This window comes from Nonomuraea sp. NPDC050783 (assembly GCF_040802095.1).
Taxonomy (GTDB): Bacteria; Actinomycetota; Actinomycetes; order Streptosporangiales; family Streptosporangiaceae; genus Nonomuraea.
Genome location: NZ_JBFAHK010000005.1, coordinates 513,309 through 535,382 on the forward strand (window position 1 = coordinate 513,309; position 22,074 = coordinate 535,382).

A 22,074-nucleotide genomic window follows, 5' to 3' on the forward strand; every position below is an offset into this window, starting at 1 on the left:
GATCGTGGGTTGGTTTCCTATAAAGTCCCCTTCGTGTTGCACGGCAGAGCCACGGAGACCGCCGCCATCGAGACCCTGCTCGCCTCGGCGCGAGCCGGTGAGGGCGGTGCGCTGGCCCTGCGCGGCGAGGCCGGCGTCGGCAAGTCCGCCCTCCTGGACGCGGCCGCCTCCCTGGCGGCGGGCGCGGAGCCGGCGATGCCGGTGCTGCGGGCCGACGGCGTCGAGCCGGAGGCGGATCTCGCCTTCGCGGCCCTGCACCAGCTCCTCCACCCGGTGACCGGCCTGCTGGACGCGCTCCCCGGCGCGCAGCGCGACGCGCTGTCGGCGGCCCTCGGCCTGGCCGGCGCGCCCGCGCCGGCGTCGGGGCCGGACCGGTTCCTGGTGGCGGCGGGCGTGCTGTCGCTGCTGGCCGAGGCGGCGGCGCCGGGCGGCCTGCTGTGCCTGGTGGACGACGTGCAGTGGATGGACCGGGCCTCCGCCGACGCCCTGCTGTTCGCGGCGCGGCGGCTGCGTACCGAGCGCGTCGCGATGCTCTTCTCCGTGCGCGGGGACACCCTGCTCAAGGGCGTGCCGGAGCTGCGGGTCGGCGGCCTGGACGAGGCGAGCTGCGCCGCGCTCCTCGCGCCCGCCACCGGCGCCGCGGTCCCGGTGGCGCCGGGCGTGGTCGCGCGGCTGGCGGCCCTGACCGGCGGCAACCCGCTCGTGTTGCGCGAGAGCGTCGCCGCGCTGTCACCGGCGCAGCTCGCCGGGCACGCGCCCCTCCCGGACCCGCTGCCGGGCGGCGAGCAACTGTTCGGCGATCAGGTGGCCCGGCTGTCGCCGGACGCCCGCCGGCTCGCCCTGCTCGCGTCCCTGGAGAGCGACCTCGCCCTCGCCCTCCGCGCGGGCGGCGAGGGCGGCGCGGCGGGCGGCGGGGAGCCGTTCGACGGGGGTGCGGCGTTGCACGAGTTGGAGGCCGCCGGGCTCGTGACGGTGGCCGGTGGGGTGGTCAGGTTCCGGCATCCGCTCGTCCGGTCGGCTGTGCACGCCGCCGCGACCTCCGCCCAGATCCGGGCCGCGCACGCCGTGCTCGCCCGGCTGACCGACGGCGACCGGCGGGCCCTGCACCAGGCCGCCGCCGCCGTGGGCACGGACGAGGCGGTCGCCGCCGACCTGGCCGCCGCGGCCGGGCGCGCCCGCGCGCGCGGCGGCCACGGCGACGCCGCCACGGCCCTCGCCAGGGCCGCCGAGCTCACCCCCGACCCGCTCCGCAGGGCCGCACGCCTGAAGGACGCGGCCACCGCCGCCTGGCTCGCCGGCCGCCCCGGCCAGGCGCAGAGCCACCTCGCCGAGGCCCGCGAGCTGGCCACCCCGCACAGGGCGACGCACGGGGCTGGCGGGCTGCTGGAGGAGATCGCGCAGCTTCGCGGCCGGTTCGAGCTGAACAGCGGCGACGCCTCGGAGGCCGTCCGGATCCTGGCCGCGGGCGAGAGCATCGGGATGCTGGCCGACGCCTCCGAGGCCGCCAGTTACGTGGGTGACGTCCCGGCCATGGTGGAGCTGGGCCGCAGGGCCAGGAAGCACCCGCCCGGTTTCCTGCGCGACGTGGTGGCCGGGATCGGCGCGATGCTGGAGGACGGCAGCGGCGGCGAGCTGCTGCGCGGGGCGCTGGCCGGGGCGGACGAGCTGACCGGGGCGGCGGAGCTGCTGTGGGCGTCGGCGGCGGCCAGCTACCTCGGGGAGGCCGACGTTTCCGCCGAGCTGGTCGAGCGGGCCGGGCGCGCGGCGCGGGTGTCGGGGATGGTCGGGCAGCTCCCGGTCGTGCTGGAGTTCGTGGCGACCGGCGAGCGTCTCAAGGGCCGGCCGGCCGAGAGCGCCGCGGTCGCGGAGGAGGGCCTGCACCTGGCCCGCGAGGCGGGCTACACCAACTCGGTCGCCGCCCACCTGGCCAACCTGGCGGTCGTGGCGGCGCTGCGGGGCGAGGAGGAGCGCTGCCGCCACCTGGCCGGGGAGGCGCTGGCCATCGCGATCCCGCACCGCGTCGGGCTGCGCGCGGGCGTGGCCTCGTACGCGCTGGCGCTGCTGGACCTGGGCCTCGGCCGGTACGCGGCGGCGCACGCCCGCTTCGCCGCCCTGGCCGCGGCCGGCCCCGGCGCCGGCCACCCGACGGTCACCTGGCGCAGCACCCCGGACCGGGTGGAGGCGGCGACGGCCGCGGGCGAGCACGAGGCGGCCCGCGAGGCGCTGGCCGCCTACGAGCGGTGGGCCGCGCACGCGGCCACCGACGAGGCACGGGCGCTGCTGGCCCGCTGCCGGGCCCTGCTGGCGGACCCCGGCGCGGACGCCGAGCTGTTCGAGGAGGCGCTGCGCCGGCACGGGGAGCCGTTCGAGCGGGCGCGCACCGCGCTGCTGTACGGCGAGCGGCTGCGCCGCGCGCAGCGGCCCGGCCGGGCCAGGAGCCGGCTACGCGCGGCGCTGGAGACCTTCGAGCGGCTGGGGGCCGCCCCCTGGGCGGAGCGGGCCCGCGGCGAGCTGCGCGCGGCGGGCGAGGCCACGGCCCGCCCCGCCGCGGGTGACGCCCGGGCCGCGCTGACGCCCCAGGAGCTGCGCATCGCGCGGATGGTGGCGGAGGGGGCCTCCAGCAAGGAGGTGGCGGCCCGGCTGTTCCTCAGCCCGCGCACGGTCGAGTATCACCTGTACAAGATCTATCCCAAGCTGGGCGTCACCTCCCGTACCGAACTGGCGCGGCTGTTGTGAAGCCCAGTAGTCCTACTGAAGGCACCCGCGCCCGCGCCGGGCAAGCTTGAGGCATGTCAACGAACATGATCGAGAACGCCGGTACGGAGCTGTGGACCGAGGAGTTCGGCGACGTCACGCACCCGCCGATCCTGCTGGTGATGGGGTCGATGACGCAGGGCGTGCTGTGGCCGGACGAGTTCGTCGGGCGGCTGGTCGCCGCGGGCCGGCGGGTCATCAGGTACGACCACCGCGACACGGGCCGGTCGGCCACCGTCGACTTCGAGCAGAACCCCTACACCTGGCACGACATCAAGGACGACGTGCTGCGCGTGCTGGACGCCTACGGGCTGGAGTCGGCGCACCTCGTCTGCCACTCGGCGGGCGGGCTGCTCGGCCAGCTCATCGCCGTCGAGCGGCCGGAACGGGTGCGCACGCTCACCGTGATCGGCTCCTCGCCGCTGGGCGGGCACGAGGGCGAGGTCGTCCTGCGGGCGCTGACCGGGCAGCCGCAGCCGGAGGGGAGCCTGCCGCCGCCCCGCCCGGAGTTCGTGGCGCACTACACGGCGCTGATGACCGCGCCGCCGCCCGCCGACCGGCGCGAGCAGGTGCGGCGCATGATCGAGGAGGGGCGGGTGCTGCACGGCGGCGGGCTGCCGTTCGACGAGGACGCCGAGCGGCGGCTGCAGGAGCGGGTGCTGGAGCGGGCGCGGGACCTGTCGGCCGTGGTCAACCACCGCCTGGCGTACGCCGCCTGCCCGGACTTCGAGCCGGAGGGCGTGCTGGGCCGGATCACGGCGCCGACGCTGGTGATCGAGGGCACGCACGAGCCCGCCAAGCCCGGGCACGGGGCGATCATCGCCGAGCGCGTCCCCGGCGCGGAGCTGCTGACGATCGAGGGGATGGGCCACATGCTGCATCCCCTGTGCCACGCGGAGCTGGCCGCGGCGATCGTCCGCCACACCGCGCGCTGACGGCCGCCGCGACGGGTGTCGCGACGGGCGCCGCGGGCGAGCTCCTGCGGGTGCGCGTCATTGGGCGCGCTCGGGCTCCTGCTCCGCCGTGGACGGGTACAACTCCTCGCGCCGCGTGTCGGCACCGAGCTCCTCGCGGAGCCGGTCGTAGTCGATGTGGTGGTTGGCGTACTTCAGCTGGCGAGCGACCTTCGTCTGCTTCGCCTTGGCTCTTCCTCGGCCCATGGCTACTCCCTAGTCCCCGCTGTCATGCTATCCAACAACCTAGCGACTTGAAGAATTATGCAACTGCGCTCGATTAGTCTTGCACTATGCACGTGGAGGTCTATCAGGCCAAGGCCGACTTCTTCCGGACGCTCGGCCACCCCGCTCGCATCAGAGTGTTGGAGCTGCTCCAGGAAGGGCCGCTACCCGTCAGGGACCTACTGGCCCAGATCGACATCGAGCCGTCGAGCCTTTCCCAGCAGCTGGCGGTCCTGCGCCGGGCCGGGATCGTGAGCGCCATCCGCGAGGGCAGCACCGTGGTCTACACGCTGGCCACTCCCGAGCTGGCCGATCTGCTCGGAGCCGCCCGCCGCATCCTCACCGACATGCTGGCCGACCAGGGCGAGCTGCTCGCCGAGCTGAGGGCCGAGGTCACCTGACCGCACCCGGGCGGGGCGCGCGAGCTCCGCCCGGCCCAGGTCGCCGGCGCGTCAGCCGGCGGCCAGGCGTCGCCGCGCGTGCCTGGGATACCAGGCGGTGAAGGCGGCGGGCAGGACGAACGAGAGCACCTTGATGGTGACGACCGCCGCGGTGGCGTGCGGCGAGGCCGCGAGGACGATCGCCAGCGAGATCGCCGCGGCCGTGAAGGCCACCGCCCAGGCCGCGGTGATGACCACGTTGACGTGGTGGAACGGCCGCGTGTCCCAGACCTCGCGGGGCGTCGTCGCCCGCGCGATGCCCAGGGTGAACGGCCGCCGGATGATCAGTGACCCCCAGGCCGTGCCGGCCAGCCAGACGTTGACCAGCGCGGGGCCGTACGGCGTGAGCGGCGAGTGCGGGGCCGCCAGGGAGAGCACCGTCAGGCAGGCGAAGAACAGCGCCGCGCTGGTCTCGATGACCATCTCGTCCCAGGCCCGGCCGGCCCGGCGGTCCACCAGGACGAGCGCCACCGCGATGACGAGGCCGGTGATGGCGCCCCAGCGCCACTCGTCGCCGGTCGCGATCACGGCGTAGACGATCCAGGGCAGAAACCCGAGCAGGCCGCGCATTCCCCACACTCCCCACATTCCTAAAGTGACATGTCGAAACTAGAACCTCCTCTCTCGATATGTCAACATAGGAATATGAGTCTTCGACACGCCGTCCTGGGGCTGCTCGCCGAGGGACCCGCGAGCGGCTACGACCTGATGAAGCTGTTCGACGTCTCCCTGTCCAACACCTGGCCGGCCACGCAGAGCCAGCTCTACGCCGAGCTGGGCAAGCTCGCCGACGCGGGCCTGATCACCGTGGCCGCCGAGGGCCCCCGCGGGCGCAAGGAGTACACGATCACCGAGGAGGGCCTGGCCGAGCTGCGCCGCTGGATCACCGACGTCGAGCCGACCAGGGTCACCCGCAGCGACATGCTGCTGCGGGTGTTCTTCCTGGCCCAGGTCCGGCCCGAGCAGGCCCGCGCCTACCTGCGCGAGCAGGCCGCCGTCACGGCCGAGCGGCTGAAGCACCTGGAGAGCATCCGCCCGTTCGTGGAGGACGGGACCGACGACCTGTCGCGCTACGGCCGCATCGCCCTGGAGTACGGCCTGCGCCTGGGCAGGGCCCAGCAGGAGTGGGCCGAATGGGCCGAGAACCAGATCCAGTAGGCTCCTGACATGGTCTCCGAGCTGTTCGATCCCCAGGCGTGGCAGGCGGTCGAGGGATTCGACTTCACCGACATCACCTACCACCGGGCGCTCGACCAGGGCACCGTGCGCATCGCCTTCGACCGTCCCGAGGTGCGCAACGCCTTCCGCCCGCAGACCGTCGACGAGCTCTACCGCGCGCTCGACCACGCCCGGCAGACCACCGACGTCGGCTGCGTGCTGCTCACCGGCAACGGCCCCTCGCCCAAGGACGGCGGCTGGGCCTTCTGCTCCGGCGGCGACCAGCGCATCCGCGGCAAGGACGGCTACCAGTACGCCGACGGCTCGGCCTCGACCGGCCGCCTGCACATCCTGGAGGTGCAGCGGCTCATCCGCTTCATGCCGAAGGTCGTGATCTGCGTGGTGCCCGGCTGGGCCGCGGGCGGCGGCCACAGCCTGCACGTGGTGGCCGACCTCACGCTGGCCAGCGCCGAGCACGCCCGCTTCAAGCAGACCGACGCCGACGTGGCCAGCTTCGACGGCGGCTTCGGCTCGGCCTACCTGGCGCGGCAGGTCGGGCAGAAGTTCGCCCGGGAGATCTTCTTCCTCGGCGACACCTACACCGCCGCCGACGCCCACCGCATGGGCATGGTCAACGCCGTCGTGCCGCACGCCGAGCTGGAGGCCACGGCCCTGGAGTGGGCCCGCAAGGTCAACGGCAAGTCGCCGACCGCGACGCGCATGCTCAAGTTCGCCTTCAACGCCGTCGACGACGGGCTGGTGGGGCAGCAGGTGTTCGCGGGGGAGGCCACGCGGCTGGCGTACATGACGGAGGAGGCCGCCGAGGGGCGCGACTCGTTCCTGGAGAAGCGCGAGCCCGACTGGTCGCCCTTCCCCTGGCACTTCTGAGGAGCCCCGACCTGCGGATCATGTCCGTCACAGGTCACTTACAAGTGTGACTGCACCGGCGTGGGCCACCGTGTCGATCGTGCCGGACAGGCCGGCACGACCGACCCGAAGGACGTGACCTTGTACACGAAGGTGCTCGCCACCGCGGCCTCCGCCGTCCTGGCCCTGACCCTGGCCCCCGCCGCCCCGGCCGCGGCGGCCAAGCCGGTCATCGAGATCGTCAAGGGCTACTCCGCGACCGTGAACGAGAAGGACAGCGAGTTCATCTGCCCCGCCGGCGAGGTGCTCATCGGGCGCAAGCACGAGGGCGACGAGAACGGCTCGACCACCTACTGGTGCGGCCGGATCTGGATCGGCAGGGAGCAGGTCACCGTGTCCACGAACCACTACCAGCAGGTCGACCACGAGACCTACTCGTGGTTCGAGGCCCCGGAGAGCAACGCCATGGTCGGCCGCAGGCACGACGGCGACGAGAACGGCCTCTCCGTGGCCTACTTCGCGCTGCTCACCTGGCAGGGCAGGCCGGTGACCCTGGTCAACAAGCGCTGGTCGCAGACCTACCGGGAGAGCGGGCACGAGTCGCGGGCGAACCCGGGCGAGATCATGACGGGACGCAAGCACTTCGGCGACGAGAACGGCGACACCTCCTACCAGTACGCCCTGGTCTCGTACTGAGCGGCCGGCCGGGGGCGGTGGTCCGGGGGTCAGGCGCAGGTGCGGCCGATGGGTCCTGCGACCGTGCGGTGGCCGAGGTAGCGGTCGATGGAGTGCGGCTGGTCGCCGTTCTCCACCTCGATCTGGCTCAGCGGCGTGCCCCACGACCGCTCCAGCGGGTGCCCCAGCGCGACGATGTCGTTCACGTCGTACGCCGTGAGCCAGCTCACCCCCGGGTGCACCGTCCCCCGCGCCAGCAGGTTGCGCTGGATGGTGGGCAGCCCCAGCGGCGAGCCCGCCGTCACCCAGAAGGACACCCGCCGCCGCACCGCCTCCTCCACCAGCAGGTCCCTGGCCACGACCGTGCCGAGGCTGTGGGTGACCAGCACGATCGGGCCGTCGGCGGGCAGCTGGCGGCGGACCGCGTCCAGCACCGGCCGCCGCCCGTGGCTCAGGTAGACGGCCACGTCCTGCAGGAAGATCTTGATGATCTCCCGGTCCACGCCGGTGTGCCGGCACGTCCACTCCAGCAGGCGCCGGGCCAGCGTCCACGTCAGCACGTCCTCGATGCCGGCCTCCACCGGCGGGCCGGCGGCGTTGGCCAGGTCCGCCAGCAGCTCGCGTTCGAGCTGCCCGGTCTCCCGCGGCAGGTAGGGGTGGAAGGGGACCTCCTGCGTGGGCTCCTCGGAGACGGACTCGGCGAGCTCCGGCAGGCCGGCGATCTCGGCGGTGACGCGGTGGAGCACGTTGCCGTAGTAGGCCATCACGGCCCGCACGGGCAGCCGGGCGGTGCCGAGCCCGGCGCACAGCGCCCGGTCCCACTCCGCCAGCAGCGCGCCCGGGTCCACGCCCTCCTGCCCCCGGCCGTGGATGAACACGAGAGTCGTCATGACCGTTCCCTGCCGCCGCACCACGCCGCCTTCGCGGCCTCCGTGCGCAGCGTAGGACCGGCCGCCCCGGGGCGCATCAGGGAGTGGATAAGGGGAAGCCCTAGCCGCCCTCCCCAGGGCAGACTGGGGAGGTGCGGATCAAGGTTCCCGAGGCGCTGACCGCCTCGCATGTCAGATGGGACGGCGAGGCCGGGCGGGCCTGGTCGGCGGGGCTGCCCGCGCTGGCCGAGCGCTACCTGGAGGAGTGGGGGCTGCGGCCGGACGGCGAGCCGGGCCACGGCGTGGTGTCCCTGGTGCTGCCGGTGCTGCGCGCCGACGGGACGCCGGCCGCGCTCAAGCTGCAACCGGTCAACGACGAGAACGTCACCGAGGCCGTCGGCCTGCGCGCCTGGAACGGCGACGGCTCGGTCCACCTGCTGGCCGCCGACCCGGCCACCGGCACCCTGCTGCTGGAGCGCCTGGACGCCGGCCGCCCCCTGTCGGCGCTGCCGGACGACCTGGAGGCGCTGCGGATCCTCACCGGCCTGCTGGCCCGCCTGGTCGCCCATCCCGCCCCGCCGGGCCTGCGCCGCCTGGCGGACATCGCCGGGGAGATGCTGGCCGACGTGGACCGCGCGCTGGCGGCCCTGCCCCGCGAGGACGACCGCCGCCGGCTGCGCTGGTGCGCCGACGCGCTCGCCGAGGTGGTGGCGGAGCCCGGCGACCGGCTGCTGCACTGGGACCTGCACTACGACAACGTGCTGGCGGCCGGCCGCGAGCCGTGGCTGGCCATCGACCCCAAGCCGCTGGCCGGCGACCCCGGCTTCGACCTGTGGCCGGCGCTGCACAACCGATGGGACGACCTGGTGGCGACCGGCGACGTGGCGCGGGCGGCGCTGCGCCGCTTCGACCTGATGGCCGACGGCCTCGGCCTCGACCCGCGCCGCGCGGCCCGCTGGACGCTGGGCCGGGTGCTGCAGAACGCCCTGTGGGACGTCGAGGCCGGCGCCGGCCACCTCGACGAGGCGCAGCTCACCATCGCCGAGGCGGTCGGCCGCCGGCTCTAGAGGGTCAGGACGACCTTGCCCCGGCCGTGCCCGGTCTCGACCTCCCGGTGCGCCTCGGCCGCCTCCGCCAGCGGGTACGCCCGCCGCACGGTCCAGGCGAAGCGGCCCTCGGCGTACAGCGCGGCGTAGCGCCCGAGCCGCTCGGCGGTGCGCTCGCCCTGGACGACCCGCACGCCCAGCTCGCCGGCCCGCCCGTGCTCCACCAGCGTGACGATCCGCGCGGGGTCGGCGACCAGCTCCAGCGAGACCTCCAGCGCGTGCCCGCCGGCGCCGTCGAGGGCCGCGTCGATCCCGCCGGGGGCGAGCGCCCGTACCCGGCCGGCCAGCCCTTCCCCGTACTCGACCGGCTCGGCGCCGAGCGCGCGCAGGTAGTCGTGGTTGGCCGCGCGGGCGGTGCCGATCACCCGCGCGCCGCGCGCCCGGGCGATCTGCACGGCCGCGGTTCCGACGGATCCGGCGGCGCCGTGGACCAGCAGCGTCTCGCCCGCCTTGACGCCGAGCCCGTCGAGGGCCAGCTCGGCGGTCTGCACGCCCGCGGTCAGCCCGCCGGCCACCTCCCACGGCACGCCGGGCGGCTTGGGGGCCACGTCCGTCGCGGGCACCACGACGTACTCGGCGTAGGCGAACAGCCGGGAGAAGCCCAGCACCTCGTCGCCGGCGCTCACCCCTGTCACGTCCGGGCCGACCTGGTCCACCACGCCGGCGAACTCGTTGCCCGGGATGCGCGGGAAGCCCACCTCGCCCATGTACGGCGGCAGCCAGCCGGCCCGTACCGCCGTGTCGAAGGGCTGCACCCCGGCCGCCCGCACCCGTACCCTCACCTGCCCCGGCCCCGCCTGCGGGGCCGGCAGCTCCATCACCTTCAGCACTTCGGGGCCGCCCGGTTCGGCGAACGCGGCCGCTCTCATCACGTCGCTCATGGGACCAGCCTGCAACCTCAACCTAGGTTGACATCAAGTCCCCCTTCTTTCTCTCCCATTACGGGAACTTTCCTCTTTAGTCGGGCTTTATCTCTATAAAGTCCGACAGGACATCGACACGGGGGATGGGCACAACGGGGCGTGATGACCGACTTCTTCAGCATGGCGTTGAGTTTTCCGACGGTCGTTTTCAGTTTCCTGCTCGTGGTGGTGGCCGCTTATTGGCTGGTCGTCATCACCGGCGTGGCGGAGCTGGACGACGACGCCGCCTGGCTGGGCTTCGCGGGGGTCCCGGCCGGCGTCACGCTCTCCCTGCTGGTCGCGCTCGCCTGGCTGCTGTGCCTGATCGGCGGCCAGGTCGTGAGCGGCGGCCCGCTGATCGCCGTCCCCTTCGCCGCCGCGGGCGGCGCCTGGCTCGTCACGCGCGGCCTCGTCGGGCCGCTGCGCAGGCTGTTCCCCGAGGGGGACCGGCACTCGCGCGGCGACCTCGTCGGCCGGCCGTGCGTCATCCGCACCGGCTCGGCGACCCCCGACTTCGGCCAGGCCGAGGTCACCGCCACCGACGGCTCCACCGCGCTCGTGCAGGTGCGGACGACCGGCCGGGACCGCCTGTCCCGCGGCGACAAAGCACGCATCTTCGAATACGACAAAGACGGCGAATTCTTCTGGGTCATGCCTCACGAAAGCGAGCTTTGATGGATGTCATCTCGACAGGTTTCGGGGTTTTTCTAGCGGTCGTCCTGATCGTCGCCATCGGCCTGGCCATTGTCATCGGCCGGTTGTTCAGGAAGGTCGAGCAGGGCAAGGCGCTCATCGTCTCGAAAGTCAACAAAGTTGACGTGACGTTCACCGGCGCCGTCGTCCTGCCCGTCGTCCACAAGGCCGAGATCATGGACATCTCGGTCAAGACCATCGAGATCGAACGGTCCGGCCGCGAGGGCCTGATCTGCCGGGACAACATCAGGGCGGACATCAAGATCACCTTTTTCGTCCGGGTGAACAAGACCGCCGAGGACGTCATCAAGGTCGCCCAGGCCATCGGCACCGCCCGCGCCAGCGACGAGACCACGCTCCAGTCGCTGTTCAACGCCAAGTTCTCCGAGGCGCTGAAGACCGCGGGCAAGCACCTCGACTTCGTCGACCTCTACACCAAGCGCGACGAGTTCCGCGACGAGATCGTCCGGCTCATCGGCACCGACCTCAACGGCTACAGCCTGGAGGACGCCGCCATCGACTACCTGGAGCAGACCAGCCTGCTCCAGCTCGACAAGAACAACATCCTCGACGCCCAGGGCATCCGCAAGATCACCGAGCTGACGGCCATCGAGCACGTCCGCACGAACGAGTTCCAGCGCAGCGAGGAGAAGGAGATCACCCGCCAGAACGTGGACGCCCGCGAGGCCATCCTCGAACTCCAGCGCCGCCAGGCCGACGCCGAGCTGAAGCAGCGCCGCGAGATCGAGACCGTCAAGGCCCGCGAGGAGGCGGAGATCGCCCGCGTCCAGGCCGAGGAGCGGCTGCGCGCCCAGAGCGCCGGCATCAAGGCCGACGAGTCCCTCGGCGTGCAGCGCGAGAACCTGGCCCGCGAGGTCGCGGTCGCCGAGAAGAACCGCGAGCGGGTGATCGCCATCGAGAGCGAGCGCATCGAGAAGGACCGCGTCCTGGAGGTCATCGCCCGCGAGCGGGAGACCGAGCTGTCGCGCATCGCCAAGGACAAGGAGGTCGAGACCGAGAAGCGGGCCATCGCCGAGGTCATCCGCGAGCGCATCGCCGTGGACAGGACCGTGGCCGAGCAGGAGGAGTCGATCAAGCGGCTGCGCGTGGTCGAGGAGGCCGAGCGCACCCGCCAGCAGGTCATCATCGCCGCCGAGGCCGAGGCCCAGGAGAACCTGGTCAAGGACATCAAGGCGGCCGAGGCCGCCGAGGCCGCCTCGAAGTTCAGGGCCCGCGAGGAGCTGGTGCTGGCCGAGGCCCGGCAGCAGGCCGCGGAGCTGGAGGCGCGGGCCAAGGTCCGGCTGGCCGAGGGCGTCCAGGCCGAGTCCGCGGCGAGCGGGCTGGCGCAGGTGCAGGTCAGGGAGCGCGACGCCGACGCCATCGAGAAGGTCGGCCGCGCCGAGGCCGCCGCGCTGCGCGACAAGCTGGCCGCCGAGGCCGAGGGCGCCAGGGCGATGGCGCTGGCCGAGGCCGCCGCGGTGGGCGAGAAGCTGAAGGCCGAGGCCGAGGGACTCACCGAGAAGGCCGCCGCGCTGGCCGCGCTGGACGAGGCGAGCCGGGCGCACGAGGAGTACCGCCTGCGCCTGGAGGCCGACAAGGAGATCCGGCTCAAGCACATCGACGTCTCCAGGGCCGTCGCCGAGTCGCAGGCGAGCGTGCTGGCCGCCGGGCTCGCCAAGGCCGACATCGACATCGTCGGCGGGGACACGGTGTTCTTCGACAAGCTCATCGGCTCGATCACCGTGGGCAAGGCCGTGGACGGGTTCGTGGAGCACTCGCAGGTCGCCGGGGCGCTGGCGGCGCCGTACCTCAACGGGCAGGCCGGCATCGCGGCCGACCTCGCGCGGATCGTCGGCGGGGTGCGTACCGAGGACCTGAAGAACCTCACCGTCTCCGCCCTGCTCATGAAGCTCATCCAGGACGGCGGGCCGCAGGTCGGCGCGCTGGGCGAGCTGCTGGAGACGGCCCGCCGCCTCGGCGTGGCCGACTCGCCGGTGCACGCGCTGGCCGGGGCGAAGTGAGCGTGCCCGACACCGGCACGGCCGCGACCGGGCCGGCGGCGGGCCTGGAGGCGGGCCTGGAGGCGGGCACGTACGAGGTCCTGCGCAACCGCCTCCAGGCCCAGGCCAAGGCCCTCGCGGCGGCGGCCGGTGCGCTCAACGGCGAGCGGCTGAAGGTCTTCGGCGGCACGGAGCTGCGCCTGCTGGGCACCGAGCGCATCCGCACCGAGAACAACTGCGTCCCCAGGGACATCGTCTCCCTGGGCGGCGTGATGGTGCTCGGCTACCACGTCCGTCTCGGGCTGCGGTCCGAGACGAGCGTGGCCGACGTGTTCGCGGCGCACCGCCTCGTCCGGGACGGCGACGCCTTCCGCTTCGAGGCCGGCCGGCTGGACGCGCTCGACGACCCGGCCTTCCGCAAGGACTTCGCCGAGCTGTACCGGTACTACAAGGAGACCCGGTTGCAGCGGCTCCGGCGGGTGGAGGGCAAGCTGCTGGCCGTCTTCAGGACCGGCCCGGCCGACCTGCGGGTGCTGCGCTGGGCCGTGGACACCGCCGGAGTCCCGAAATATCTGGACAACAGGGGGGAGCGCGACCACGTCTTCCCGCCCTCGCACGACTTCGAGTGGACGCCGGCCACCCGCGACGACCACGTCCTGGGCCGACACCCCCACATCTCCATCCAGGGCGAGGTCTTCGTCGAGACGGTCGGCGGCGACCTGACCGTCAAGGTCGAGGACAACACCGAGACCGGCGCCGGCGTCTACAGCGAGCCGGTCGCCGAGCCGCTCCAGAGCCTGGCCGACGCCGACGTCGAGTACGCCAGGGTGGGGCCGCTCGTCCTGCTGCGCGTGCTGCCGTACAAGGAGACCGAGTGGCGGCACCTGGTCTTCAACACCCGCACCAAGGCCGTCACCCGGCTCGACGGCATCGGACAGGCGTGCCGGCGCCTGCCCGAGGACCAGGGGCTGATCTTCCCCGGCGGTTACTGCCTGGCGACCGGGGTCAGCAAGACGTTCGACACGGACGTGGCCGACCTGGAGTTCGAGCGGGTGGTCCGGGCGCCCAACGGCGAGGACGTCCTGTACGTCTTCCACGCGCGCGGCGACGGGCGGTCGCTGCTGCTGCCGTACAACGTGATCAGGAAGGAGGTGGCCACCCCCCTCGTCTGTCACGGGTACTCGCTGTTCGACGACGGCACGATGGTGGTCTTCCGCGCCACCTCCGAGGAGCCCACCCGGGTCCATCCGATGCAGGTGTGGCAGACGCCGTACGTCTCCGACACCCACGCCGCCGCCCAGCCCGCCGGGACCGGCCCCCTGGAGCGCATCGGCAACGCCGAGCTGGTGCGCGGCATCTCCGACTGCCTGTCCGTGGCCAGGATGGTCGAGGAGATGGCCCCCTCCGCCGGGACGTTCGAGGGGCTGATCGCCGCCTGCGACCGGGCCTTCGACTCCTACCACTGGCTCGGCGAGCACGGCCTGCGCGGGCCGCTCGCCGACGTCCGGGGCACCGCCGAGCAGGTGCTCGACGAGTACGAGCACGTCGAGCAGCTCACCCGCCAGGCCCGCGAGACCCTGGAGCGGGCCACGGAGGAGACCACCCACCTCCTGCGCCAGGCGCGCGGCGACAGCCCCGGCACCGCCGACGCCTGGGTGAGCACGCTCGCCACGCTGCGCCGGGCCCAGGGCCACCTGGTGACGCTGCGCGAGGTCCGGCACCTCGACCTGGCCGCGCTGGACGCCCTGTCGGCCGCCGTCGCCGACGAGCTGGCCGCGACCGGGCGGCGCGCGGTGGGCTTCCTGTCCGGCGCGGACGCCTTCGCCTCCTACCAGGCCGCCGTCGAGTCGCTGGCCGCCGACGCCGCCGCCATCGCCACGGTCGCCGAGGCCGCGCCGGTCGCCGCGCGGCTGGCCGAGCAGGCCGAGGGGCTGGAGGTGGTGACCGAGGTCGTCGGCTCGCTGGACATCGCCGACGCGACCGCGCGCACGTCCATCCTGGGGCGCATCGCCGAGGTCCTGTCCGGGGTGAACCGGGCGCGGGCCCTGCTCGACGGGCGGCGGCGCGAGCTGCTGGACGCCGAGGGCCGGGCCGCCTTCGCCGCCGAGTTCGCGCTGCTCGGGCAGGCCGTCACCGCGGCGCTGGCGACGGCCGGCACGCCGGCCGGATGCGACGAGCAGCTCGGCCGGCTCATGCTGCACCTGGAGCGGCTGGAGTCGCGCTTCGGCGAGTTCGACGACTTCGCCGCGCAGCTCGCCGCCAAGCGGGACGACGTCTACGAGGCGTTCTCGGCACGTAAGCAGACACAGCTCGACGAGCTGGCCCGGCGGGCGGACCGGCTGTTCTCCTCCGCCGAGCGGGTGCTGGGCACCATCGCCAGGCGGATGGCCGCGCCGGCCTCCGCCGACGAGGTCAACACCTACTTCGCGAGCGACCCGATGGTGGGCAGGGTGCGCTCGGCCGCCGCCGAGCTGCGGGCGCTGGGGGACGCCGTACGGGCCGAGGAGCTGGAGGGCCGGGTCAAGGCCGCCCGGCAGGAGGCGGCCCGAGCCCTGCGCGACCGCCTGGAGCTGTTCGCGGACGGCGGCGGGACGCTGCGCCTCGGCCACCACCGCTTCGCGGTCAACACCCAACCCATCGACCTGACGCTGGTCCCGCACGACGGCACGATGCACTTCGCCGTCACCGGCACCGACTACCGCTCCCCCGTCCCCGGCTCCTTCGCCGACACCCGGCCCTTCTGGGACCAGCTCCTGGTCTCGGAGACGGCGGAGGTCTACCGCGCCGAGCACCTGGCCGCCTGCCTCCTGCCGGAGGTCGGGCCAGGCACCGGGCCGGCCGAACTGGCCGAGCTGGTACGGGCCGCCGCCGCCTCCCGCTACGACGAGGGCTACGAGCGCGGCGTCCACGACCACGACGCGGCCGCCGTCCTGGAGGTGCTGGTGCGCCTGCGCGAGGACGCCGGCCTGCTGCGCCACCCGCCCGAGGCGCGGGCCCTGGCCCAGCTCTTCTGGGCCTTCGGGACGGACGGGGCCGCGCGGAGCGCGCTCGCCACCAGGGCCGGGTCCCTGGCCCGCGCCCGCGCCCTGTTCGGCCCCACCCCCGCTCTGGAGGCGCTGGCCGCCGAGCTAGGCGACCTGATCGCCGCCTTCCTGTCCGGGCTGCGCGCGCCGGCGGGCGAGGCGGCCGGGCTCGCGGGCGAGTACCTGGCCGAGGAGCTGGGCGGCGGCCCCGAGGGCTTCGTGACCAGCAGGGCGGCCAGGGACGTCCTCGACGGCTTCCGGGCCGGCCTCGGGCCGGAACGCACGCGGGAGCTGGAGGAGGAGCTGCGGGCGCTGCCGCTCCCGGAGCGCGTGCAGCTCGCCCAGGCGTGGCTGAGCGCCTACCACCAGGGACCGGAGACGGCCGAGGCCGTCGCCCTGCTGCTCTGCGGCGACCTGCCCCGCCACGACTCCGGCGCCGCCACCACCGCGACGGTGACCGGCCTGCTGGGCTCCCACCCCCGGATCAAGGACCGCGAGCTGCACCTGCGCCTGGACGAGTTCCTGCTCCGCACCCGCCGCTTCCGCGCCGAGCGGGTCCCCGCCTACCGCGCCTACCAGCGCCGCCGCACCGAGCTGGTGGCGGCCGAGCGCGCCCGCCTGCGCCTGGACGAGTACCGGCCCAAGGTCATGAGCGCCTTCGTCCGCAACCGCCTGCTCGACGAGGTCTACCTGCCGCTGATCGGCGACAACCTGGCCAAGCAGCTCGGCGCGGCGGGCGCGGACCGGCGTACCGACCAGATGGGCCTGCTGCTGCTCATCTCGCCGCCCGGCTACGGCAAGACGACCCTGATGGAGTACGTCGCCGGCCGCCTCGGCCTGGTCCTCGTCAAGGTGAACGGCCCCGCCCTGGGCCACCAGGTCACCTCGCTGGACCCGGCGGACGCCCCCGACGCGACGGCCAGGCAGGAGGTGGAGAAGATCTCCTTCGCGCTGGAGGCGGGCAACAACACGCTGCTCTACCTGGACGACATCCAGCACACCTCGCCGGAGCTGCTGCAGAAGTTCATCTCGCTGTGCGACGCCCAGCGCCGTATCGAGGGCGTGTGGAACGGCCGTGCCCGCACCTACGACCTGCGCGGCAAGCGGTTCGCGGTGTGCATGGCGGGCAACCCGTACACCGAGTCCGGCGGCCGCTTCCGCATCCCGGACATGCTGGCCAACCGGGCCGACGTGTGGAACCTGGGCGACGTCCTGTCCGGCAGGGACGAGCTGTTCGCGCTCAGCTACGTGGACAACGCCCTCACCTCCAACCCGGTCCTGGCCCCGCTGGCCGGCCGCGACCGGTCGGACGTCGAGCTGCTGGTCCGCCTGGCCGAGGGCGATCCGGCCGCCCGCGCCGACCGGCTCAGGCACCCCTACACCGGGCCGGAGCTGGAGCAGATCCTCGCCGTGCTGGCCAAGCTGGTACGGGTGCGGGAGGTCGTGCTGGCCGTCAACCGGGCGTACATCGCCTCGGCGGCCCAGGCGGACGCGGCCAGGACCGAGCCGCCGTACCGCCTGCAGGGCTCGTACCGGAACATGAACAAGCTGGCCGAGCGGATCGTGCCCGCGATGAACGCCGACGAGCTGGAGGCGGTGATCGACGACCACTACCTGGGCGAGGCCCAGACGCTGACCACCGACGCCGAGGCCAACCTGCTCAAGCTGGCCGAGCTGCGCGGCCGGCTCACGCCCGCGCAGGCCGCGCGCTGGGCGGAGGTCAAGAGCGCCTACCTCAGGGCCAAGGCGCTCGGCGGCGCGGGGGACGACCCGGTGACCCGGGCCGTCGGCGCGATCGGGCTGCTGGCGGATCGGGTGGGCGAGGTCGGCACGGCCATCAGGGAGCGCTGAGCGCGACCGCCCGGGCCACCGCCTCGGGGCTCGCGGGCAGCAGCGGCAGCCGCACGTCCGGGGTCGGGACGAGACCCCGGGCGTGCAGGACGCCCTTGAGCACGGCGGGGTTGGGCTCGGCGAACAGCGCGGCCGACAGGCCGGCCAGCCGGTGCCCGAGCGGCCTGGCGCGGGCCGCGTCCCCGGCCCGCCAGGCGTCGGCCAGCGCCACGAACTCGCGCGTGCGCAGGTGCGCCGAGGCCAGGACGCCGCCGGCCGCGCCCAGCGCCAGCAGCGGCGAGATGAACAGGTCGTCCCCGCCGAGCACCGCGAAGCCCTCGGGCGGCTCCCGGAGCAGGTCGATCGCGTCCTGGTCGAGGCCGCCCGCCGCGTACTTCACCCCGGCGACCATCGGGTGCTCCCCCAGCCGCCGCAGCGTCGCCGCGCTCACCGGCTGCCCGGTCCGGTACGGGATGTGGTAGATCACCAGCGGCACCGGCGTCCGCTCGGCCAGCGCCTCGACGTGCGCGACGACCCCGCGCTCGCCCGGCCGCAGGAAGGACGGGACGGTCACCAGCGCCGCCCCCACCCCGCTCGGCAGGCGGTGCAGCTCCCGGGCGGTCGAGCGCGTGTCGCTCCCGCTCACCCCCACCGTGAGCAGCGCCCCGCGCCGCGCGCAGACCCGGGCGCAGGTCTCGACCACCAGGGCCCGCTCCTCCGGGTCGAGCGCGGCCACCTCGCCGGTGGTGCCCAGCGCGACCAGCCCGGCCGCCCCCTCGTCGAGGACCTGGCCGGCGAGCTTCTCGACGGCGTCGGCGGCCACCTCCCCCTCCGGCGTGAACGGGGTGACCAGCGGCACGTGAATTCCTCTCAGCATGCTCCGAGCCTGACCCGGATCCACCCTAAGGTCCAGTTCGGATTCGTGTCGCCGAGCGTAAGCTGATCTTATGCTCGATCCCCGCAAGCTGCTCCTGCTCCGCGAGCTGGCCCGGCGCGGCACGATCGCCGCGGTCGCGCAGGCGGTCACGTTCACGCCGTCGGCGGTCTCCCAGCAGCTCAGCGCGCTGGAGCGGGAGGCCGGCGTGCCGCTGCTGGAGCGCACGGGGCGCGGGGTGACGCTCACCCCGGCCGGTCACCTGCTCGTCGAGCACGCGCAGGCCGTGCTCGAACAGCTCGACCGCGCCTCGGCCGCGCTCGCCGCCGTCCGGGGCGGCCCGTCCGGCGCGCTGCGGATCGGCGCGTTCCCGACCGCCGCCCGCGTCCTGCTGCCGCCCGCGCTGGCCGCCCTCGCCGCCGCGCATCCCGGGCTGGAGCCGAGGGTGGCCGAGATCGACCCCGCCGACGTCTCGGCCGCGCTGCGGGCCGGCGAGCTGGACGTGGCGCTCGTCCACGAGTACGACTTCGTCCCGCCCGTCACCGACGGCTCCGTCGACACCGAGCCGTTGTTCGGCGAGCCCATGTACCTGACGAACCACCCCTCGCTCGCCGCGGCCCGCGACCAGGCGTGGATCACCAACAGGCCCGGCACGCTCTGCCACGCGATGGCGATCCGGGCGTGCCAGGCGGCCGGGTTCGAGCCGCGGGTGCGGCACCACGTGGACGACTTCGACGCCGTGCTGGCCCTCGCGGCGGCCGGGCTGGGCGTGGCGCTCGTCCCGCACCTGGCCGCGACCGCGCCGCCGGCCGGGGTCACGCTCACCCGCCTGCCGCTGGGCCGCCGCACGCTCGCGGCCTTCCGCAAGGGGTACGGCGGCCACCCGGCGATCCGCGCGGCGGTCACCGCCTTCCGCACCGCGTCCGGACGCCTGCCCCCGGCTCCCTGAGCCGGCGCGGTCCGGCCACCTGCTCCCGGCTCCCTGAGCCGGCGCGGTCCGGACGCCTGCCTCCGGCTCGCTGAGCCGGCGCGGTCCGGACGCCTGATCCCGGCCCCCGCGATCCTGACCCCTGCCCCGGTCAGCTCCCTGAGCCGGCCATCAGGCCGCGTACCAGGTCGGCGTAGCTCGCCGCGAGCCGTTCGTGCTCGCCCGCCCGCAGCCGGCTCGCGACCGGCTCCATGTGCAGCACGCCGAGCAACATGTGCGCGATCTGGTCGGCGTCCACGTCGGGCCGCCCCTCAGCGATCAGCCCCGTCACGTGCCGGTGCCAGGACACGTAGGTCGGATGGGCCTCCCTGGGCTGCTCGCCCGCGCTCCTGCTGGTGAGCACGGCGTGCTCGTGCGCCGCGAGGAGGTTGCCGTTGCGCGCCGCCAGCGCCGCCACCTCGGCGAAGAACGCGACCAGCCGCTCGGCCGGCGGCGCCCCCGGCCCGAGCGGCGGCGGCCCCTCGGCGACGGCCCGCTCCAGCTCCCGCGCCCGCTCGTTCATCAGCTCCCGCACGAGCCCGGCGCGGCTGCCGAAGCGGTGGAAGACCGTCCCCTTGCCCACACCCGCCGCGGCGGCCACCCGCTCGACGGAGACCTGCTCGGGCGGGTACCGCCGCAGCAGCTCCTCGGCCGCCCGCAGGATCGCCTGCCTGTTGCGCGCGGCGTCGGCCCGCTCCCGCCGTTCCTCCATCCGGTCATTCTTTCGCATGGACAAACTTGACCAGTGGTCCATATATTAACTGAACCATAGGTCCAGTTATCTTCCAGACCTCCAGAAGGGGAAACCATGCGCGCTGTCGTCCTGACCGAGACCGGCGGCCCGGAGCGGCTTGAGCTCCAGGACGTGCCCCGCCCGTCACCCGGCCCCGGCCAGCTCCTCATCCGCGCCGCCGCCGCCGGCGTCAGCTACGCGGAGACCCAGATCCGGGCCGGCACGCTGCCGTTCCCGCTGACCCTGCCCGCCGTGATCGGCGCGGAGGCCGTCGGCGAGGTGGTGGGGACGGGCGAGGGTGTGGACGGGGCGCTGCTGGGCACCACGCGGGTCGGGGTGACCGGCGGGGTGGGCTCCTACGCCGAGTACGTCCTGATGCCCGCCGCGATGACCTGCCCCGTCCCCGACGGCCTGAACCCGCTGGACGCGCTCGCCGCGGCCGCGCCGGGCGCGCTCGCCCTGGCCCTGCTCCACCGCGCCGCGCTGCGGGGCGGCGAGAGCGTGCTGGTGGAGGCCGCGACCAGCTCGGTGGGCACCCAGCTCGTCCGGCACGCGAAGGAGTTCGGCGCGGCCCGGGTGATCGCCACCGCCGGCTCCGCCGCCAAGCGGGAGCGCGCCGCCGAGCTGGGCGCCGACCTCGTCCTCGACCACGGCTCGCCGGAGTGGCCCGCCGGGCTGCCCGACGACGTGGACGTCGCCTTCGAGGCCATCGGCGGCCCGGCGGCCCGCCAGGTGCTCGACCACCTGACGCCCGGCTCGGGCCGCATGCTCCACTACGGCCTGCTGAGCGGCGAGCCCGCCGCCGTCACGGCCGCCGACCTGGTGCAGCGCGGCGTGACGCTCGTCGGCTGCGGCGGGCCCGGCTGGGCCGGCCAGGTGTTCGGGACGCACTACCCGGAGGTGCTGGAACGGCTGGCGTCGGGGCGCACCCGGGCGTTCGTGGACCGCACGCTGCCGCTGGAGGAGGCCGCCGAGGCCCACCGCCTGCTGGAGGGCCGGGCGGTCACCGGCCGCGTCCTGCTCGTGCCCTAGCCTTCCAGCACGGCCTCCAGCACGGTCTCCAGCACGGCCCTGGAGCCGCCGGTGTCCCGGTCGTACTCGCCGGCGGTCACCGCCACCACCAGCTCCTCGTCCGGCACCACGACCAGCAGCTGCCCTCCGTTGCCCGCGGCCTGGACGCGGCGGCGCTCCTCGGCGAGGACGTACCAGTGGTAGCCGTAGGTGAAGGGGCCGTCGATCGGCACCCGCGAGCGCAGCGCCTTCTCCAGCCAGACCTCCGGGACGATCCCCCGCCCGCCGTCGAGCACGAGCTGCCCGACGGCGGCCAGGTCCACCGGCCGCAGCCGCAGCCCGGCGGCGGCCGAGGCGATCCCGTCGGGGCCGCGCGTCCACGCGAAGTCCGTGATGCCGAGCGGCCCGAACAGCGCCTCGGCGGCGTAGCGCTCCAGCGGCCGTCCCGTCCCCTTGGCGATGACGCCGCCGAGCAGGGCGGTCGCGCCGCCGCAGTAGCGCCAGCGCTTGCCCGCCTCCTCGGCGACCGGCCGCTCCAGCACGTACCGGTAGCGGTCGGGGGCCAGCTCCATGGCGATCTCGCTGTTGGCGGGGCTGGTGTAGGGGGCGTCCTCGTTCCAGTCGAGGCCGAGGGTCATGGTCAGGGCGTGCTCGATGGTGAGGTGGGCCTTCCCCGGGTCCTCCGCCAGGTCCGGGTACTCCGGGAACTGCGCCATCAGCCCGGCGCCGGGCTCCGGCACCAGGCCGTCGCCGAGCGCGATGCCGTACAGCAGCGCCACCACGCTCTTGCTGACCGACCGCAGGTCGTGCAGGGTGTCGCGGTCGAACGTGACGTGCCCCAGCGGCTCCCCTAACCGGAAGTCCGCCCCGGCACCGTACCGCTCCAGCACGACCTGCCCGCCCCGCCTCACCACCAGCCCGTGGAACCCGGGTGCCCCGCCGTCCCGCAGCACCGCCTCGACCCGCTCCGCCATGTCCATGCCCATGCCGTCCT

General features: G+C 74.3%; 19 protein-coding genes. 12 read left to right on the plus strand and 7 right to left on the minus strand.

The features are described from left to right. Positions 1-33 precede the first annotated feature (33 nt). Entirely contained in the window at positions 34-2,736 is a 2,703-nt protein-coding gene (locus AB0H75_RS16990; protein WP_367796945.1) for a LuxR C-terminal-related transcriptional regulator, read from the plus strand. 53 nt (positions 2,737-2,789) lie between these two features. After that, positions 2,790-3,689 (plus strand): alpha/beta fold hydrolase, encoded by a 900-nt coding sequence (locus AB0H75_RS16995; protein ID WP_367796947.1) that lies wholly within the window; start codon positions 2,790-2,792, stop codon positions 3,687-3,689. A gap of 57 nt (positions 3,690-3,746) precedes the next feature. On the opposite strand, the gene AB0H75_RS17000 is transcribed toward AB0H75_RS16995, so the two are convergent. Then, entirely contained in the window at positions 3,747-3,914 is a 168-nt protein-coding gene (locus AB0H75_RS17000; RefSeq protein WP_367796949.1) for a DUF3073 family protein, read from the minus strand. Positions 3,915-4,000: 86 nt separating this feature from the next. On the opposite strand from AB0H75_RS17000, the gene AB0H75_RS17005 reads away from it, so the two are divergent. Then, complete coding sequence (locus AB0H75_RS17005) at positions 4,001-4,333, plus strand: helix-turn-helix transcriptional regulator (RefSeq protein ID WP_020542962.1); 333 nt, start codon at positions 4,001-4,003, stop codon at positions 4,331-4,333. A 51-nt stretch (positions 4,334-4,384) separates the two neighbouring features. Here AB0H75_RS17005 and AB0H75_RS17010 read toward each other — a convergent pair whose 3' ends face one another. After that, entirely contained in the window at positions 4,385-4,942 is a 558-nt protein-coding gene (locus AB0H75_RS17010) for a hypothetical protein (RefSeq protein ID WP_367796951.1), read from the minus strand. A 75-nt stretch (positions 4,943-5,017) separates the two neighbouring features. On the opposite strand from AB0H75_RS17010, the gene AB0H75_RS17015 reads away from it, so the two are divergent. From AB0H75_RS17015 to AB0H75_RS17025, 3 genes are all read left to right on the plus strand, one after another. Beyond that, the gene (locus AB0H75_RS17015) at positions 5,018-5,530 is read left to right on the plus strand and encodes a PadR family transcriptional regulator (protein ID WP_367796953.1); all 513 of its coding nucleotides are present in this window, start codon (positions 5,018-5,020) and stop codon (positions 5,528-5,530) included. Positions 5,531-5,539: 9 nt separating this feature from the next. Then, complete coding sequence (locus AB0H75_RS17020; protein WP_367796955.1) at positions 5,540-6,418, plus strand: 1,4-dihydroxy-2-naphthoyl-CoA synthase; 879 nt, start codon at positions 5,540-5,542, stop codon at positions 6,416-6,418. 114 nt (positions 6,419-6,532) lie between these two features. Continuing rightward, positions 6,533-7,093 carry a hypothetical protein gene (locus AB0H75_RS17025; protein ID WP_367796957.1) on the plus strand — a complete coding sequence of 187 codons (561 nt, stop codon included), beginning with the start codon at positions 6,533-6,535 and terminating at the stop codon, positions 7,091-7,093. A gap of 29 nt (positions 7,094-7,122) precedes the next feature. On the opposite strand, the gene AB0H75_RS17030 is transcribed toward AB0H75_RS17025, so the two are convergent. Further along, on the minus strand, positions 7,123-7,962 hold the full coding sequence (locus tag AB0H75_RS17030; RefSeq protein ID WP_367796958.1) for a hypothetical protein: 840 nt from the start codon (positions 7,960-7,962) through the stop codon (positions 7,123-7,125). Between the two features lie 131 nt (positions 7,963-8,093). On the opposite strand from AB0H75_RS17030, the gene AB0H75_RS17035 reads away from it, so the two are divergent. After that, a complete protein-coding gene (locus AB0H75_RS17035; protein ID WP_367796960.1) occupies positions 8,094-9,008 on the plus strand; it encodes an aminoglycoside phosphotransferase family protein in 915 nt (304 codons plus the stop codon). Here the strand turns inward: AB0H75_RS17035 and AB0H75_RS17040 are convergent. Beyond that, entirely contained in the window at positions 9,005-9,916 is a 912-nt protein-coding gene (locus tag AB0H75_RS17040; RefSeq protein WP_367797147.1) for an NADP-dependent oxidoreductase, read from the minus strand. The two genes, AB0H75_RS17035 and AB0H75_RS17040, sit on opposite strands and share 4 nt — an antisense overlap. A 156-nt stretch (positions 9,917-10,072) precedes the next feature. On the opposite strand from AB0H75_RS17040, the gene AB0H75_RS17045 reads away from it, so the two are divergent. The 3 genes from AB0H75_RS17045 to AB0H75_RS17055 are packed head-to-tail and all read left to right on the plus strand — an operon-like array spanning position 10,073 to position 17,516. Continuing rightward, positions 10,073-10,624, plus strand: a complete 552-nt coding sequence (locus AB0H75_RS17045; RefSeq protein ID WP_367796962.1) for a hypothetical protein — start codon at positions 10,073-10,075, stop codon at positions 10,622-10,624. Continuing rightward, complete coding sequence (locus tag AB0H75_RS17050; protein ID WP_367796964.1) at positions 10,624-12,663, plus strand: flotillin family protein; 2,040 nt, start codon at positions 10,624-10,626, stop codon at positions 12,661-12,663. Before AB0H75_RS17045 ends, AB0H75_RS17050 begins: the two co-directional genes overlap by 1 nt. Before the next feature lie 2 nt (positions 12,664-12,665). After that, the gene (locus tag AB0H75_RS17055) at positions 12,666-17,516 is read left to right on the plus strand and encodes a DNA repair ATPase (RefSeq protein ID WP_367796966.1); all 4,851 of its coding nucleotides are present in this window, start codon (positions 12,666-12,668) and stop codon (positions 17,514-17,516) included. Here AB0H75_RS17055 and AB0H75_RS17060 read toward each other — a convergent pair. Then, on the minus strand, positions 17,503-18,372 hold the full coding sequence (locus AB0H75_RS17060) for a 4-hydroxy-tetrahydrodipicolinate synthase (protein WP_367796968.1): 870 nt from the start codon (positions 18,370-18,372) through the stop codon (positions 17,503-17,505). The genes AB0H75_RS17055 and AB0H75_RS17060 overlap by 14 nt on opposite strands. Before the next feature lie 70 nt (positions 18,373-18,442). On the opposite strand from AB0H75_RS17060, the gene AB0H75_RS17065 reads away from it, so the two are divergent. Beyond that, positions 18,443-19,318 (plus strand): LysR family transcriptional regulator, encoded by an 876-nt coding sequence (locus AB0H75_RS17065; protein ID WP_367796970.1) that lies wholly within the window; start codon positions 18,443-18,445, stop codon positions 19,316-19,318. 130 nt (positions 19,319-19,448) lie between these two features. Here AB0H75_RS17065 and AB0H75_RS17070 read toward each other — a convergent pair whose 3' ends face one another. Next, the gene (locus AB0H75_RS17070; RefSeq protein WP_367796972.1) at positions 19,449-20,066 is read right to left on the minus strand and encodes a TetR/AcrR family transcriptional regulator; all 618 of its coding nucleotides are present in this window, start codon (positions 20,064-20,066) and stop codon (positions 19,449-19,451) included. Positions 20,067-20,144: 78 nt separating this feature from the next. Between AB0H75_RS17070 and AB0H75_RS17075 the strand changes: the two genes are divergently transcribed. Next, positions 20,145-21,101, plus strand: coding sequence for a zinc-binding alcohol dehydrogenase family protein (locus tag AB0H75_RS17075; RefSeq protein WP_367796974.1), 957 nt, complete (start codon positions 20,145-20,147; stop codon positions 21,099-21,101). On the opposite strand, the gene AB0H75_RS17080 is transcribed toward AB0H75_RS17075, so the two are convergent. Further along, a complete protein-coding gene (locus AB0H75_RS17080; protein WP_367796976.1) occupies positions 21,098-22,066 on the minus strand; it encodes a serine hydrolase domain-containing protein in 969 nt (322 codons plus the stop codon). The two genes, AB0H75_RS17075 and AB0H75_RS17080, sit on opposite strands and share 4 nt — an antisense overlap. Between the last annotated feature and the right edge of the window lie 8 nt (positions 22,067-22,074).